Origin of the sequence: Haladaptatus sp. T7, assembly GCF_026008575.1 — an archaeon.
Classification (GTDB): Archaea; Halobacteriota; Halobacteria; order Halobacteriales; family Haladaptataceae; genus Haladaptatus; species Haladaptatus paucihalophilus.
On sequence record NZ_BROP01000006.1, the window covers coordinates 231,123 to 246,328 of the forward strand.

The following is a 15,206-nucleotide window of genomic DNA, read 5'->3' on the forward strand; positions in this document are numbered from 1 at the left end:
ATATCCTCCGCTCTCCCCGAAAGCGATGAAAAGAAACAGTGAGACGATGTCTCCACGGATAGGCCGCGATACCAGTAGACCCAATACCGGTCGTTGCAATCGACCAGACGAATGTCTCTCAAGGGCCGCGTCCGTGCGTCCTTCAGCACTGGGTGGGTGGAACGTGACGGTGTCTGGCTTTCTGTCGCTGTTACCGTCGGCACGCTGGTGTATCTGACATATCTTGCCATCTATCCATATCCGGCACACGGTGCGGGATTGTATCTCGCAATCGCAGAACAGATTAGCATGCACGGGTATCGGCTACCGGAAACGATTCCACACTACACTGCAGGAGGAGTTCCGTTCGCGTATCCACCGCTGATGTTTTACGTGATCGCGGTTCTTCACGATGCGCTCGGTCTCGATCCGATATCACTCACGCGATATCTCCCGGGACTCTTCACGGTCGTGTATCTGATTCCCTATTATTACCTCGCGAAAGAACTCCTCGAATCACCGGCGCAAGCAGGAAGTGCCACCGTCGTACTGGCTATAACACCGGTCGTCCTCAAATGGCACCTCGCGGCGGGCGGCATCGTCCGCGCGGCGGCGTTTCTCTTCGTTCTCACTGGCCTTTACACTGGCATACGAACGTTCAAAGCGAAGGATCGACGATGGCTTTTTCCGTCGATCGTATTGTTCACCCTTACGATTCTCACTCACCCCGTGTACACAGCGTTCTTTGGTCTTAGCTACCTCCTCATGGTCGGCTTTTTCGACCGATCGTGGAGCGGGATAGGACTCGGTGCATCGGTCGCAATTGGGGGAATCATACTAGCGGCTCCGTGGTGGTGGCACGTCGTTTCGATGCACGGGATATCGATTTTCACCGCTGCAGCCGGGACACACGACGGACTCGGCGGCGGAATCGCTCGTCTTTTCGACTCGTTCGTCAAACCGTTGTTATCACAGTCTCAATGGCTCTTCTATGCCCTCTCGGTCGCCGGGAGTTTGGCCCTCGTCCGACAGCGGAAATTGTTCGTACCGACTTGGATGCTACTGACGGGATATCTCCTTACGCAGGATCGACTGCTGTACGTCGCGGGGGCGATGGCGGCGGCAGTATTCATCTGCGAAGTTTGTCTGCCGATCGCCAAGAGGCAGCTGGGAGGTGAACTCCGGGAACGATACATTTCACTACTTCTGCTCGCACTGATCGGCAGTTCGATAGTCGCTGGCGGTGTCCTGATGACGACCGATAGTGCCACCGAGAATCGAATAGAAACACTCCTTCCCGCATCGTACATGGACCGACACGACGAACGCGCCATGGGGTGGGTAAAACGTCACACCCTCCCCTCGTCACGGTTCGTCGTACTCGGTGATGCTGCAGAACTATTTCCGTTCCTGACACACCGTACGAGCCTCATGAGTCCGTGGGGTGTCGAGTGGAAAGGAAATCCCCAGTTCGAGCGTCAAAAGAGGTTATACGACTCGACATCGGCTTGCAAGAGCGCTGGTTGTCTCACACAGTCGTTTCAGAACGCGGACCGACAGCCGGAGTACGTGTATGTTCCAAAAGGAGAATATACGATACGACGAGACGACCACGTCCAGTCGATTCGAATGCGCCGGTCGCTCGTGCGGTCGCCGGAGTACACGCTCGTATTCGAAAACCGGGGCGTGATGATTTACCGGGTGAGTCGTGTCACAGCGCGGACGTAACTTTCCCTACTCTACTCCCCCCACTTTAATCAGCGAGGGAATCCCGGCCTTGAGGCCGGGCGGAAATCGCGTAAGCGACACTGCACAGTCCACCGGGAGACGAGTGCGAAACCCGCACAGATGACGCTTTCGGCGTATTCGGACTGAAACCGACAGTATTGCCAGAATCCTACTGTTGTGGGAAGCTCCGCCGTTTCCCGCCGGGAAAATGTCACCGATGAATACTGATTTAAACAGTTTCGGCTTCGATTCCGAGATGCTGCCGTAAATCAATTCATGCGTGGTCTGACACCCATCTATGGAAGAACACCCTCCGATATCCATCCTCCTCCCGACTACAGTTGCTGTCGAACACTTGCGTTCGGAAGGAATCACTAATTAGTGCGTGTATATTTTCATGGCGGGAGGACTGCGGGAGCTAACGCCGTCACGCTTCAACCGTCGTTCACTGTGCCGTCTATGACTCTCGTCGATTCTCGGTTACCGCGTACCAGTAGAACCGTATTTGCCATCAGATGAAGATTCCGCTCGACCATCGGGGGGTTGATTTTGCAATGAAACGACGAGTGGTCGGTCACAGTAGAAGTATTCCATCTGGCGTACTAATTTTCACCTCAGTTAGCATACAATGTCATTCCTAACGGAGAAGTTGCCATCAAACACGGTGTCTTCCCTCGGATTTTGACGCTGTTTTCGGCTTGGTCGGATGATTTCTGACCCTTTTTCTGCCCGCTTTTCGACTTCGCTTTCCACGGAGATACCAATCACTCGATCAGAACTGGATGATACGGAGTGATGAACTGGAACGGTGATGGAATGCAGGAGGTTATCGCTCCGAATACCACGCCTGCTTTTGTTCGTCATCCAGGCTACGTCCGTTTTTCTCGATACCTTCCTCCAACTCCGCGACGCGCTGTTGAAGTTCCTCGATCTCCGTGCCAAGCGTGTTAATTGTTTCGCTGAGAATTCCGATTACTTTTCGCGTGTCGGGGTCGATACCGGATGCTGCCTGCATCTCGTTCACCTGCTGTAGCAGTTCACCGTGTGAGTCCGTCATAGAACGGGTATAGAATGGAACTACTACAAATCCTTTGGCACGTATCTAATATGACAGACTTTATATAAGGTGTAACTGAGTGTTGTGATTCTCAGCATCGAATGGGCCTCGTTCGTTGAATCGATCGCGGCGATGAAAAACTCCATTCGGAATGGCTGGCATTTAACACGGTATCAGCTGTGTATTTGGATTCGTCTGCAACTCGGCCAAGTCAATATCCCTCGTTCACTCCCCTCAAGCCAATCGGCATGGTCGACACGGCATCAGTTGTCATCTGGATGCTTATCGCGCACCAGAATCCGGCCACGTGACCGGAAACGGTTTAACCACGGGGTATGGCTTCCCCCGAGTTCTATGATGTGCACCTTCGCCAAGAAGAGATAGACCGCCAGCGAAAGAACGTATACCACCGGCGTTATCGCCAGTTGCCAGAGAATCGTCGACGTGAGGTCGACCCCGATAATCGGATGCCAAACTCTGTTCATCGTCCGGAAGAGACGAATCAATGGGACGTGGAGCAGATATATCCCGAGGGCGTGTCGCCCCACTTTCGGGAGAATCGTATTCTTTCCCAACTGTGGGTTCGAGAGCACGTATGCGAAGAGAGCGAGAACGAAGAATATCGTCGAGATGGTGTACTCCGTCAAGTATATCTCTTGGCGAAGAACGTTATTGCGAATGATGTAGCCGATAGCGTACTGCTCGACGAGTTGGACTCCCGCGAGAAGGCCGACCGCTCCGAGATAGATGTGGCGACGGTTCTCGTTCGGCGTCCAGTCGGACGAGTTGATGTGGTATCCGAGAGCGACGTAGAAGAAGCCGAAGAAGAGGGCGTCCCGCGTTCGGAACGGTACGTTCGCGATCATTTGATAATTCGTTCCGACGAGGCCAACGATGTGAACGAGCGCAGCGATGGGCAACAGATAACGGGTTTTTCGGAACTTGACGAAGCAAGCGACGAAACCGAGGGAGAAGATCAATGCCGTCAGAAACCACAGCGGAACGGCGAGTGCGTTTCCATAGTACAGTAGGTCGATGGTGGAGATGTCACCGAGGCCGTGAGCGATGAGAGCATTCGCTACGGGAACGCCTTGGAATAACGCGAGACCGATCACTGCCGTTATAGAGAGGAGTCTCCCGAACAGATAGATCGACCCGAGTTTCTGGACGGAGCCACTCACGGTAGATTTGACGTTGTTGACATTCACCGTCTCCGCGAGGAAGTATCCGGACGTTACGAAAAAGAACGGAACGTCGAACTGGCCGATAGTGTCCAGTACGAAGTAGACGTAATTCCCGCCCGTTCCGAAGCCCCGGAACGGTTGAACGTGTGCGATGACAATGAAGAATATAGCGATTGCTCGCAGCGTATCTATGCTGTGAATTCGATCACTCATCGTATCTCAAATATCCATTGAGAAGTCACTCCCTCCTATTTAAAACGCCTCCGATTATGACGGGAACGCAGAAATCAATCAGCGCCGTGCTCACAAATTATTTCTTCGCCCGTCTCACCGTTGTGTTGGAAATAGAAGCGATGCATAACGTCGGGATTCGCGGATTGGCGCACCATGTCCATCGCGTGACCTCCGCTTGAAAACAGAAGTGTGAGCTATCGGTCTATTTCATCGCCACCTCGACACCCATTTCGCGATGGTATCCGCTGGTATTGCAGTGGCGACCGTGAGTCGTCTCGGATACGTGGTGTACACGGTTTTCGGTCGATTTTTACGCGCTATCGTGTGTGTCTCCCGAGTCGTTCCATTGACACAGCCGATGACGCCCCCGTCCATCAGCAACAGCGGCGAGCCGCTGTTACCATCTCCGGTCGGAATCGTCGCTTCTATCCAATCCGAATGTGGGTTGTAGCGGTCGTACCGGCCCAAGGATGTCACCCAGTCACCCACCATTTTTGGATGTCCGACCGCGAGCACGACATCGTTCCGAGAGGGGTGTGCATTCGTCGCCAGTGAAAGCGGAGGCGGGGTTTCGAGGTCCGTCTTGAGCAAGGCGATGTCCGGAAAGAGGTCCCGGTGAAATCCGACGCGAGTAGCCGTTCCCGTTCGGTTATCGAACGTTTCGAACGCTACCGACGTCGCTTCTCGAACGATATGAGAATTCGTAAGGATGTATCCACTATCGACGACCCACCCGGTCCCACCCCCGGAATCGGTCGATAGTCGGACAACCGACCGTTGTACCGTTTCTCCGAGCGTACGGGCTCGGTCGCGGATTTCCTCGGAAAACGGCTCGGAATCACCGACAGCAGTGGTCCGATACTCGGACGTGAACGATTCGGCGCGCCGACAACTTCCGAAGCCGCCGACGAAAGGGGAGACGGAAGCGAGACCAGTCACGCGAAGAATCCCTCTTCGTGAATAGGAGGGCGTCATCCGCCCGAACTCCATCGTACAGCATCGGCCGTAACGGATGAATTCAGCCCCCCCGGATGTCTTTTGGCTCGTTTCGAGCGCATTCTCATCCGCTAGAACTAGACGGATTCATCCCAAAGGGTTGTGGCTGTGAGTGCTTTTCGTGACCGGAGGGCCGCTTCGTCCATCGGATGAACTGCATACGAAATTTTTTATCGCATATCTTCGAGAGCGTCGTACTCCCTGTCGGCGGTTCGCTCGTTCTCGTCGTGAGTACGCTCATCCCGACGACCGGTATTGTTCGAGCAACCAACCGTGTTCGTCGTGCTGGAAGGACTGAGACGGCCCTTCGACAGTTTTGTTTGACGCGGCGGTGCTGACTCAGGGCCACAGTCCGCGGGATTCTTTGGCCTCGGCGATTCGAGAGAGGGCGACCACGTAGGCGGCATCGCGCCACGTCACGTCGAATTCCGCTTTGGCATCGGACACGTCGTCCCACGCGCGGAGCATCGCCGTCTCCAGTTCGTCGTTCACGCGTTTGAGCGACCACGACCGACGGTTGATGTTCTGGAGCCACTCGAAGTACGAGACGGTCACACCGCCCGCGTTGGCGAGGATGTCGGGAACGACGGCGACATCATTCGATTCGAGGATTTCCGCGGCTGCGAACGTTGTCGGCCCGTTGGCACCCTCGATCACGATGTCGGCTCGGACGTCTTCCGCGTTCTCCGCGGTGATGACGTCGCCGATGGCGGCGGGAATGAGAACGTCCACGTCGAGTTCGAGGAGGTCCTCGTTCGAAATCTCCGCGGGCGAATCGTACTTCATAACGCCTTCTGGCTGTTCCTCGTGGGTCGGTACGGCGTGGGTATCGAGGCCATCGGGGTCGTATATGCCACCGTTCACGTCCGAGACGGCGACGATGGTCGCGCCGTAATCGTCGAGGATACGGGCGGCGTTCGCACCGACGGAACCGAATCCTTGGACCGCGACGGTCGTCTCTTCGATGTCCATCTCGTAGTGGTCGATGACCTCACGAGCGATGATAGCAACCGACCGGCCGGGTGCGGCCGCGCGACCGTAACTTCCGCCGAGAACGGGCGGCTTGCCGGTGACGACGCCGGGTTGGGTTTCTCCTTCCTGCATCGAGTAGGCGTCCATGAACCACGCCATCGTCTGCGCGTCGGTCCCCATGTCCGGTGCGGGGATGTCCTTCTCCGGGCCGACGAAATCGCGCACCTCTTCGGCGAACCGACGGGTGAGCCGTTCTTTCTCGCCGAGCGAGAGGTCCTTCGGGTCCACGACGATGCCGCCCTTCCCGCCGCCGAAGGGGAGGTCCATCACGGCGCACTTCCACGTCATCCACATCGAAAGACCGACGCACTCGTCTTCGGTGACGTTCGGGTGGTAGCGAAGGCCGCCCTTGTACGGCCCGCGAACGTCGTCGTGCTGGGAGCGGTAGCCGGTGTAGACTGTAACGGTGCCGTCGTCGCGCTTCAGCGGGACCGCCACCCGTTGGACCTTCGTCGGATGTTTCAACCGTTCGATGATACCCGGGTTCACGTCCACGAGTCCCGCGGCGCGCTCCAGTTGCCGCCGGGCCGTTTCGAGCGCCGTCTCGGATTCGGGTTCCGCGTTCGACTCCTCGGCCGCGACCGCGTTCTCCTCGCTCTGCGCCATCAGGTGGTCACCTCCGGCTTGATGCGGCGGTAGACCGTTTCAACCGAATCGATGACGGCGTCGGCGATTCGAGAGGCCGAGGCCTCACTGAGTGTCAGCGGCGGAGCGAGCATCAGGTGGTCGCCCGCCAACCCATCGACCGACCCCTTTCCGGGGTACGTATAGACGCCGCGGTCGAGTGCGGCGTCGTAGACCCGCTTGTAGACCTTCGAGGAGGGGTCGAAGGGCTCTTTCGTCGCCCTATCGGCGACGAACTCCAGTCCGACCATCGGCCCCATCGCGCGGAAATCGCCGACCATCGGGTGGTCTCGGAGCGCGTCGAGTTCGGAGACGAGTTGGCGGCCGCGAGCGCGACCCTGTTCGAGCACGTCGTCCGTGTACCGGTCCACGACGAAGTTCGCCACGGCCGCGGACAGCGGATTTCCGGCGAACGTGTGGCCGTGGGCGAACGAGGCACCGTCGTGGGTGAACTCCTCGGCCACGTGGTCACGAACGAGCACGGCACTCATCGGCGTGTAGCCGCTCGTGAGACCCTTTCCGAGCGTCATCATGTCGGGAACGACGCCGTAGTGTTCCATGGCGAACAGCGGTCCGGTTCGGCCGAATCCGGTCATCACCTCGTCCGCGATAAAGAGCACGTCGTACTCGTCACAGATGTCGCGGACTTCCTCGTAGTAAGCGGGGTGCGGTGCGGTCGCGGGGATGCTGGCGCCGCCGACCGGTTCGGCGATGAAGGCTGCGACCGTCTCGGGACCGCGTTGGCGAATCGTCGTTTCGAGTTCACGCGCGGCGGCGCGGGCCTGCTCCTCGGGCGTTCCCTCGAACGACCACCGGTACGGATACGCCGGCGAAATGTGCTCCCAATCGGCCAGGAACGATTCGTAGCCCCGCCGTCGAAGCGTGTTCCCGGTCGCGGACAGTGCACCGAACGTTGCGCCGTGATACGACTGCCAACGGGAGATCACGACGGACTTCTCGGTCTTCCCACGCGAACGAAAGTACTCGCGTGCGAGCTTGAACGCCGCCTCGTTTGCCTCGCTCCCCGAGTTCGTATAAAACACTTTGGAGAGATCACCGGGAGAACGCGTTGCGAGCGTGCGCGCGAGTTCCTCGGGTGCGTCGTGGGAGAAGTGAGACAGACTGAGATACGAGACGTTCGACGACTGTGACTCGAATATCTGGTCGATGCCCGGAACCGAGTGGCCGAGATTAGTCACGGCAGCGCCCGACGCGGCGTCGATGAGTTGCTCGCCGTCTTCGGTCACGAGAAACTCGTCTGTGGCGTGGTCTATCCTCGGTAGGTCGGGCTCGATTCCCCCTCCCCACTTGTAGAAGATGTGGTTCTGATGTGCCATCTATCACGATTGACTGCACCCCATAATAAAATAAGTCTTACTAAGAAATCCGAATTTTGTAGAGGTTCCAAAACACACCGGAGTAATCTAAACCAGTACCAGACAGACTCGCGTCACGGGATCGGTGTGAACGGAATAGGTAGGAGGCCAGAATCGACGGTGAATTCAGAGTGTCGGGTCCTGGTCGATGGGGACGTGGACCGTCTTCTCTTGGGTGTAGGCGTTGAGCGTATCGCGGGAGCACTCGCGGCCCATGCCGGAGCGTTTGAACCCGCCGAACGGGCTACCGGTGACGGTGCGTCCGTAGAACTTGTTGACCCAGACGCTTCCCGCGTCGATGTCGGCGGCCGCGCGGTGGGCGAGCGAACCGTTCTCCGTTGCCACGCCCGCGGCGAGGCCGAACTCCACGTCGTTAGCGAGTTCGATGGCCTCGTCGTAGTCGCTGAAGGTGATGACCGTCTCGACCGGGCCGAATATCTCCTCTTGCGCGATTCGCATGTCGTTGTCGGCGTCCACGAAGACTGCGGGTTCGACGAACCACCCGTCGTCGGTGCCCTCGGCTTCGACGGCGTTTCTGCCGGTCGCGAGGGTGGCACCTTCTTCGACGCCGAGTTCGAGGTACGAGGTCACCTTCTCGTACTGCGCTTCGGAGACGAGCGGGCCGAAGGTGGTCCCCTCGGCGAGCGTGTCGCCGATTGTGTGAGACTCCATCTCCTCGACCAACTTCTCGACGAACTCGTCACGAACGTCCTCGTGGACGAGCGCGCGTGAACAGGCGTCGCACGACTGGCCGGTGTTGTACGTGATGCTCCCGGCGACGGTCTCGGCGGCCTGTTCGATATCCGCGTCGGGAAAGACGACGAACGGCGATTTGCCACCGAGTTCCAGCGTGACGGGCGTGATGTTCGAGGCGGCCGACTTCATCACTTCCTCGCCGGTCACGTCCTCGCCGGTGAACGAAACCTTCTGCACGTCGGAGTGACCCGTGAGGGGCGCGCCCGCCTCTTGGCCGAAGCCGGGGACGACGTTGAAAACGCCATCGGGCAGGACGCCCTCGGAGAGTTCGGCGATTCGGAGCGCCGTGAGCGGACTCTGCTCGGCGGGTTTCAGGACGACGGCGTTGCCAGCGGCGAGCGCCGGGCCGATCTTCCACGAGGTGAGGACGAGGGGGTAGTTCCACGGCGTGACGCAGCCGACGACGCCGTAGGGCTCACGACGGGTGTAGATGTGCGCGTCGTTCGCCGCCGCAATCTCCTTGCCGCCCTCGGCGCGGCAGATGTTCGCGTAGTACTCGATGAAGTCGATGCCCTTGTTGACCTCGCCCTTGGCGTACGACAGCGGCTTGCCCACGTCGAGGCTCTCGAGAAGCGCGAGTTCTTCGATGTTGTCGCGGAGGACGGAGACCCATTCGAGGAGGGCTTCCGACCGCTCCGCGGGCGTCGCATTGCCCCACTCGTTCTCGAAGGCGTCCTGTGCGGCCTCGACGGCCGCGTCCACGTCAACCTCGTCGCAGCGAGGTACCGAGAGAATGGGTTCGTCTACGACGGGGTCTCGCGTCTCGAACGTCTCGCCGCTTTCCGCTGGGTGAGACGACCCACCGATCCACGCTTCGAACGTCCCGAATGACTGTGCCTCCTCGCTCGCTTGCTGATGGTTCTCCTGAACCGAGCCGGTGTAGTGTTCTAGTTCCATGGTTACTGTGCTCGTTCGTCATGCACCTCGAATCGGGCGCTAATAAAACTAACTAGATAACAAAATGGAAGTGGATATATTGTGATGATTCTAATTTAGGATGCGCTTGTTAGCTCAGAGATGAATCAGTGGGTGGTGGCGTGGTTCGGGACGGGCAATCGACGACCCGATTATCGCGCCCTCATCGCGGGGCGAGACTCACTCCGTCGCGGGGACGAACTTGAACCCGTATCTGACGATTCCCTCCTCCTCGTAGATGCGACGAATGCGACCCGAAACGGGCATACCGACCGCCACCTCGGTCGGGTCGACATCCGTGACCTGTGCGGTGATTCGCGGTCCTTCGTCGAGTTCGACGATGGCGACGACGTACCGCCCCTCCGCCTGCGCCTGCCCGGCGAACTCCGGCGGCGCACCACCCGGCGAGAGAACGGTATAGGAGTAGATGGTGCCCTCTTCCGAGAGGTCGACCGTCTCGAACTCGTCGTTTCGGCAGTCGGGACACGCCCCCTTCGGAGGGAACGCGATGGTCCCGCAGTCGGTACAGCGTTCGCCCTCGAACGCCAATCGTTGCCCCACGGTTCGCTCGTACATCGGAATCGAGATGTGTGCACCCATCAGTTCGACACCTCCTGCAATCGCGCGTACTCGGCGTAACTCAACTCCTCGGCCGCGTCGAGTGCGGCACCGACGCCAGCCGACGCGCCCTCGTCTTCGACTCTATCGGTCGTCTCGAAGACGAACGCGCTAGCGCCGTGGCCGTACCCGTATCCGGCGACGAGGATTGTAGAACCCGACTCCGCGGCGTCGAGAGCCGCGGCGAGACCAACGAGGGGCGAGGCGACGCCCGCGAATCCCATGCGCTTGACGACGAACCCGGCACTCATCTGGTCGGCGTCGAATCCGAGTCGAGCGCCGCCGCGCCACGACATCTTCACGTCGTCCTGCGGGAACACCGCGTGGTCGATATCCTCGACAGCGCAGTTCGCTTCCTCGAGGGCGTCGTCCACGACGGCCGAGAGCGCTTCCACGAAGCCTTCGGTCGTGTATCCGCCGAGCGAGAGGTCGGTCACCTGCCCGTCCGTTCGGAACTTCGCCGGGAGGTAGGCGTCCACGTAGTGGGCGCTTCCGACGCGGACCGCGAGCGGGTCGTCGCCGACGACGAACGCCGCGGACCCGGCACCGAGGACGTGCTCTGCGTCCTCATCTCGGGGGGCGTCGGGCGCATCGGATGCGACCACGAGGGACGACCCGAACGAGAGTCCGACGTCGAGTGCTTCGAGACCCGCCTTCCACGAGTTGCCGAACTCCAGCGTCCGGCGTGCCCCGTCGATACCGAGCGCACGCGAGAGCGGTCCACTCGCCAACGACCCCGACTGCGGGTTCGACGTGGTGGCGAACGCGAGCGTCTCCGTGCCGTCTCCATCGACTGCCCGCCCCGACTCCGTGGCCATCGTGATGGCGTCCTCGTCGTAGGCGAGGACGGTCTTGCGGTCGATTCTCGCGGCGAATCGACCCCAAACCTCCTCGTACGCCTCGGCGGTGACGTGGTAGGACGGAAGCGAGACGGCGTAGTCGGTTATGCCGACGCTCATGCGTCCACCTCGTAGATGAAGACGGTCGCCGCACCGCCGGACCCGCCGACGTTGTGCGAGAGTGCGACGCTGCCATCGACCTGTCGTTCGCCCGCGTCGCCGCGGAGTTGGTCGAACACTTCCACGACCTGTCCGATACCGGTCGCTCCCAGCGGGTGACCCTTCGACTTCAACCCGCCGCTCGTGTTGACGGGCAGGTCGCCGTCTCGTCGCGTCCGACCCTCGTCGATGAGTCGCCACCCCTCGCCGCGGTCGGCGAATCCGAGGTCCTCGTAGGCGAGGAGTTCCGCGATGGTGAAACAATCGTGGACCTCCGCGAAGTCGATGTCGTCGGCGGTTCTCCCCGCACGGTCGTAGGCGTCGTTCGCGGCCTCGCGGACCGCCGAGAGCGACGTGATGGTGTCCCGGTCGTGGAGCGCGAGGTGGTCGCTGCCGCCGCCGAATCCGGTGATGTACACCGGGTCGTCGGTGTACTCGTGCGCTTCGTCGGCCGGGACGACCATCGCACAGGCCGCGCCGTCGGTCGTCGGGCAGGCGTCGTAGAGGTTCAGCGGATCGGCGATCTCCGGCGCACCCTGTGCCTTCTCCAGCGAGACTTCGCGCTGGAACTGGGCTTTGGGATTCACCGCGCCGTTCTCGTGGTTCTTGACGGCGACCTTCGAGAGGTGCTCGTGTTCGGCATCGGTCTCGTGGAGATATCGCTGGGCGGCGATGGCGTAGACGCCCGCGAACGTCATACCCGCGAGACGCTCGTACTCGGTGTCGCCGCTGACGCCCAACCAGTACTTCGACCGGTCGCCGCTGAGGTCCAGCATCTTCTCGACCCCGCCCGCGAGGACGGCCTCGCTCGCGCCCGCCCCGACGGCGTGAACCGCGTCGAGCAGGGCGAAGCCGCCGGAGGCGCAGGCGTTTTCGACGCGCTGGACCGGCAGACCGGTCAGTCCGAGGTGCGACGTGAGCGATGCGCCCGTGATGCCGAGTTGGTAACCGCCGACGCCGAGACTGCCGACGTAGGCTCCGTCGAGGTCGTCCGCGTCGAATCTGCGGTCGACCGACTCGACCATCGCGTCGTAGGCCGACTCGAACAGTTCCTTGATGCCAGCGTCGGGGTGTTCCCCGTAGGGACTTTGGCCCGCGCCGACGAGTGCCACGTCGCGCACTAGTCGCCACCACCCGTGTAGATGCCGTCGGGGTCGAGTTCCTCGCGGATGAGTCGAATCTCCTCGTCGTCGGGGGTCGGCGTCTCGGTCACGTCGTCGGCGAACTGGACCTCCCAGCCGGTGGCCTCCTGTACTTCGTCGCGGGTGACGCCGACGTGAAGCGTGTCCACGTACATCTCCCCGTTGTCGTCGAATTTCATCACTGCCTTATCGGTGATGACCGCCTCGGGGCCGCCGCGGAGTCCCATCTCCTCGCGGCCCTCGCGTCCTTCGACGTACCCCGGCGAGGTGATGAAATCGACCTCCTCGGGGAATCGGCGCTTCTGATGGGGCGTGATGATGAGCGTCCGGTGGGCGTTACTGGAGATTTCGCAGGCTCCACCGCTCCCCGGAAGCCGCACCTTCGGGTCGTCGTAGTCGCCGATGACGGTCGAGTTGATGTTACCGCGTTTGTCGATCTGTGCGCCGCCGAGGAAGCCCACGTCGATGCGGCCGGACTGCAGATAGCGACTGAAACCTTCGTACATCGGAACGATGCTTCGCGCCCCCGTTGCGAGGACCGGGTCACCGATGGAGAGCGGGAGCGCGTCGGGGTTCGAATCGACGGTCCCCGATTCGTATATCATCTGGAGATCCGGCGCGTGCGTCCGCTTGGCGAGGTTACACGCGAGGTTGGGGACGCCGACGCCGACGAGAACGGTGTCGTCGTTCCGCAGTTCGAGCGCCGCGCGCGTTATCATCAGCTCCGTGTCGGTGTAGTCGAGGTCGCTCATGCGTATCGCCCCATGTCGATGGGTTCGGCGTAGTCGTGGGTCGGTTCGAGGTCCAGCAGGCGCTCGGCACCGAGTTTCTCGACGTACTCGCGGCGGTCTTCGACGCCGTAGACCCACTCGTCGAGCCACTCTTGGGTTGACTCGTGCGTCTTCGACATCTCGTCCCATTCGAGATACGCGGCGTTGTCGCGGCCGTAGTAGCCCTGCGTATAGGACGGATGCGACCCGTAGGGCGCTTCGACCACGTAATCGACGACGGTCCCCGGAATTTCGGTCCGGTTGGGGTCGCTGCGGAGCGTCTCGGTGTCCACGATTTCCTCGACGCAGAGGACGACGGTATCGGCGGCAAAGGCCGCGTCGACTACATCGCCGGTGATACCCCAGAGGTGCGCGTCGCCCTCGGGACTCGCGCGCTGCCCCCGGACGATTGAAACGTCGGGATTCAACGGCGGGACGACGCAGACCTGCTCGTCGGGGGCGAACGGATTCTTGACGGTTCGGATACTGTCGTTGTGCTCCGGGAGACTCGACCCGACGAGGCTCCGAAGGGGAACGAACGGCATGTCCCGCGCGCCAGCGAAGAGGCGCGAGACGAGGCCGAAGTGCGAATACTCGTCGATAGTTATCTCGTTCGGAACGCCGTCTTCGACGGCGCGCCGGAAGGCCCGAAGACTCCCGACGCCGGGGTTGCCCGCCCACGAGAAGGTGACCGCCGAGGCGCATCCGGCGGCAATCATCTGGTCGAAGACGAGATCCGGTGTCGCCCGCATGAGGTGGAGATCCTCGTACTCCTGTCTGATTATCTCGTGGCCCGCGGCGAAGGGAATGAGATGCGTGAACCCACCGAGGTAGACGCTATCCCCGTCGTCGACGGCACCCGATATCGCGTTCGCCAAGTCTGTTACCTTCGTCATCGTTGCCCAGGTTTGTAGTAGTCCTATATTTACCTTCCCCTCACAAGAGTAGTTACAAATCAAGACCAGATATTTTGATTCTATAGCAATGCACGAGACCTGTTGACAGTCGTCTTGACGGTGGTGCGCATGCGGGATAGGGAAGGAAAGCAATGCGAGAGAAAAGGGGGAGAGCAATGCGAGAGAAGAGGAAACGAAAGTGTGGGGAGAAGAAAGGAAAGGGATACGAGGTCGTTTCGAATGACGGTTCGTCGAGAACGAACTTCGAGGCTCAGGAACGAAGCGCTTCGAGGTCCTCGTCGTCGTAGTTGACGAGGAGACGAGGTTCATCCTTGAACGTCTTGAGGACGATGTTCGTGGCCGAGTGAGCGACGCCATCGGTGTGGATGATGTCGTCGATGAACTGCTGGAGGTGGTCGTGGTCGCGGAGGTGGGCGATGAGGATGAACGACTTCTCACCGACCATGAAGTACGCCGTCTGGACGCCGGAGATGTTCGAGAGACGCTCGCCGATGTCGTCGTATCCGGGACCGTACTCACTCTTGATTTCGCTGATGACGGTGAGGTTCAGTCCGAGTTCCTTCCGGTCCAATTGCGGCACCTTCCCCGTGACGATGCCCTGCTCGCGGTACTTCTCAATGCGGTAGTAGACCGTCGAGGGACTGATTCCGAGTTTGTCGCTCAGTTCGTCGACGCCCAAGTCCACGTCGCCTTCTCGGTCCAACCAGCGGAGTATCTCGAAATCTTTCTCATCGAGGTTTACGTCGGCCATGATTGTAGTAAGTCGAATAGAGTACATAAATGCTTTCCAATTTGTTGAGTTTCCTTCGGTGTTTGTCGAGCAGTGGTCGCGGACGGCGGTCGTATCCGGGACTCATTCACGCTACGGCGCGAGAACCGT

At 60.2% G+C, this 15,206-nt stretch carries 13 protein-coding genes; 1 reads left to right on the forward strand and 12 read right to left on the reverse strand.

Annotation, left to right across the window (positions count from 1 at the left end):
• Positions 1–111 precede the first annotated feature (111 nt).
• Complete coding sequence (locus tag OPC11_RS16875) at positions 112–1,707, forward strand: hypothetical protein (protein WP_264782689.1); 1,596 nt, start codon at positions 112–114, stop codon at positions 1,705–1,707.
• An 826-nt stretch (positions 1,708–2,533) separates the two neighbouring features.
• Here the strand turns inward: OPC11_RS16875 and OPC11_RS16880 are convergent.
• The 12 genes from OPC11_RS16880 to OPC11_RS16935 form a co-directional block, all read right to left on the reverse strand.
• The gene (locus OPC11_RS16880) at positions 2,534–2,764 is read right to left on the reverse strand and encodes a hypothetical protein (protein WP_007981321.1); all 231 of its coding nucleotides are present in this window, start codon (positions 2,762–2,764) and stop codon (positions 2,534–2,536) included.
• Positions 2,765–3,027: 263 nt separating this feature from the next.
• A complete protein-coding gene (locus OPC11_RS16885) occupies positions 3,028–4,161 on the reverse strand; it encodes an acyltransferase (RefSeq protein WP_264782690.1) in 1,134 nt (377 codons plus the stop codon).
• Positions 4,162–4,389: 228 nt separating this feature from the next.
• Positions 4,390–5,172, reverse strand: a complete 783-nt coding sequence (locus OPC11_RS16890; protein WP_306421028.1) for a serine protease — start codon at positions 5,170–5,172, stop codon at positions 4,390–4,392.
• A gap of 345 nt (positions 5,173–5,517) precedes the next feature.
• On the reverse strand, positions 5,518–6,816 hold the full coding sequence (gene gdhB / locus OPC11_RS16895; protein WP_264782691.1) for a glutamate dehydrogenase GdhB: 1,299 nt from the start codon (positions 6,814–6,816) through the stop codon (positions 5,518–5,520).
• Positions 6,816–8,171 (reverse strand): aspartate aminotransferase family protein, encoded by a 1,356-nt coding sequence (locus OPC11_RS16900; protein WP_007981314.1) that lies wholly within the window; start codon positions 8,169–8,171, stop codon positions 6,816–6,818. Before OPC11_RS16900 ends, gdhB begins: the two co-directional genes overlap by 1 nt.
• A 165-nt stretch (positions 8,172–8,336) precedes the next feature.
• Positions 8,337–9,863 (reverse strand): aldehyde dehydrogenase family protein, encoded by a 1,527-nt coding sequence (locus OPC11_RS16905; RefSeq protein ID WP_264782692.1) that lies wholly within the window; start codon positions 9,861–9,863, stop codon positions 8,337–8,339.
• A gap of 198 nt (positions 9,864–10,061) precedes the next feature.
• Positions 10,062–10,481, reverse strand: coding sequence for a Zn-ribbon domain-containing OB-fold protein (locus OPC11_RS16910; RefSeq protein WP_264782693.1), 420 nt, complete (start codon positions 10,479–10,481; stop codon positions 10,062–10,064).
• Positions 10,481–11,458: a 3-oxoacyl-[acyl-carrier-protein] synthase III C-terminal domain-containing protein gene (locus tag OPC11_RS16915; protein WP_264782694.1), complete on the reverse strand. Its 978-nt coding sequence runs from the start codon at positions 11,456–11,458 to the stop codon at positions 10,481–10,483. The genes OPC11_RS16910 and OPC11_RS16915 overlap by 1 nt, the downstream gene beginning before the upstream one ends.
• Positions 11,455–12,618: a thiolase domain-containing protein gene (locus OPC11_RS16920; RefSeq protein WP_264782695.1), complete on the reverse strand. Its 1,164-nt coding sequence runs from the start codon at positions 12,616–12,618 to the stop codon at positions 11,455–11,457. Before OPC11_RS16920 ends, OPC11_RS16915 begins: the two co-directional genes overlap by 4 nt.
• The gene (locus OPC11_RS16925; RefSeq protein WP_264782696.1) at positions 12,618–13,391 is read right to left on the reverse strand and encodes a CoA-transferase; all 774 of its coding nucleotides are present in this window, start codon (positions 13,389–13,391) and stop codon (positions 12,618–12,620) included. Before OPC11_RS16925 ends, OPC11_RS16920 begins: the two co-directional genes overlap by 1 nt.
• Positions 13,388–14,305 carry a CoA-transferase gene (locus OPC11_RS16930; RefSeq protein WP_007981303.1) on the reverse strand — a complete coding sequence of 306 codons (918 nt, stop codon included), beginning with the start codon at positions 14,303–14,305 and terminating at the stop codon, positions 13,388–13,390. Before OPC11_RS16930 ends, OPC11_RS16925 begins: the two co-directional genes overlap by 4 nt.
• 271 nt (positions 14,306–14,576) lie before the next feature.
• On the reverse strand, positions 14,577–15,077 hold the full coding sequence (locus OPC11_RS16935) for an Lrp/AsnC family transcriptional regulator (protein WP_007981301.1): 501 nt from the start codon (positions 15,075–15,077) through the stop codon (positions 14,577–14,579).
• Positions 15,078–15,206 lie beyond the last annotated feature (129 nt).

What these genes read in the sequence shown, in the direction of transcription:
- OPC11_RS16925 (WP_264782696.1), bottom strand. Translation starts at nt 13,391, where the DNA reads ATGAGCGACCTCGACTACACCGACACGGAGCTGATGATAACGCGCGCG.
- OPC11_RS16935 (WP_007981301.1), bottom strand. Translation starts at nt 15,077, where the DNA reads ATGGCCGACGTAAACCTCGATGAGAAAGATTTCGAGATACTCCGCTGG.
- OPC11_RS16900 (WP_007981314.1), bottom strand. Translation starts at nt 8,171, where the DNA reads ATGGCACATCAGAACCACATCTTCTACAAGTGGGGAGGGGGAATCGAG.
- OPC11_RS16915 (WP_264782694.1), bottom strand. Translation starts at nt 11,458, where the DNA reads ATGAGCGTCGGCATAACCGACTACGCCGTCTCGCTTCCGTCCTACCAC.
- OPC11_RS16905 (WP_264782692.1), bottom strand. Translation starts at nt 9,863, where the DNA reads ATGGAACTAGAACACTACACCGGCTCGGTTCAGGAGAACCATCAGCAA.
- OPC11_RS16930 (WP_007981303.1), bottom strand. Translation starts at nt 14,305, where the DNA reads ATGACGAAGGTAACAGACTTGGCGAACGCGATATCGGGTGCCGTCGAC.
- OPC11_RS16910 (WP_264782693.1), bottom strand. Translation starts at nt 10,481, where the DNA reads ATGGGTGCACACATCTCGATTCCGATGTACGAGCGAACCGTGGGGCAA.
- OPC11_RS16880 (WP_007981321.1), bottom strand. Translation starts at nt 2,764, where the DNA reads ATGACGGACTCACACGGTGAACTGCTACAGCAGGTGAACGAGATGCAG.
- gdhB (WP_264782691.1), bottom strand. Translation starts at nt 6,816, where the DNA reads ATGGCGCAGAGCGAGGAGAACGCGGTCGCGGCCGAGGAGTCGAACGCG.
- OPC11_RS16875 (WP_264782689.1), top strand. Translation starts at nt 112, where the DNA reads ATGTCTCTCAAGGGCCGCGTCCGTGCGTCCTTCAGCACTGGGTGGGTG.
- OPC11_RS16885 (WP_264782690.1), bottom strand. Translation starts at nt 4,161, where the DNA reads ATGAGTGATCGAATTCACAGCATAGATACGCTGCGAGCAATCGCTATA.
- OPC11_RS16890 (WP_306421028.1), bottom strand. Translation starts at nt 5,172, where the DNA reads ATGGAGTTCGGGCGGATGACGCCCTCCTATTCACGAAGAGGGATTCTT.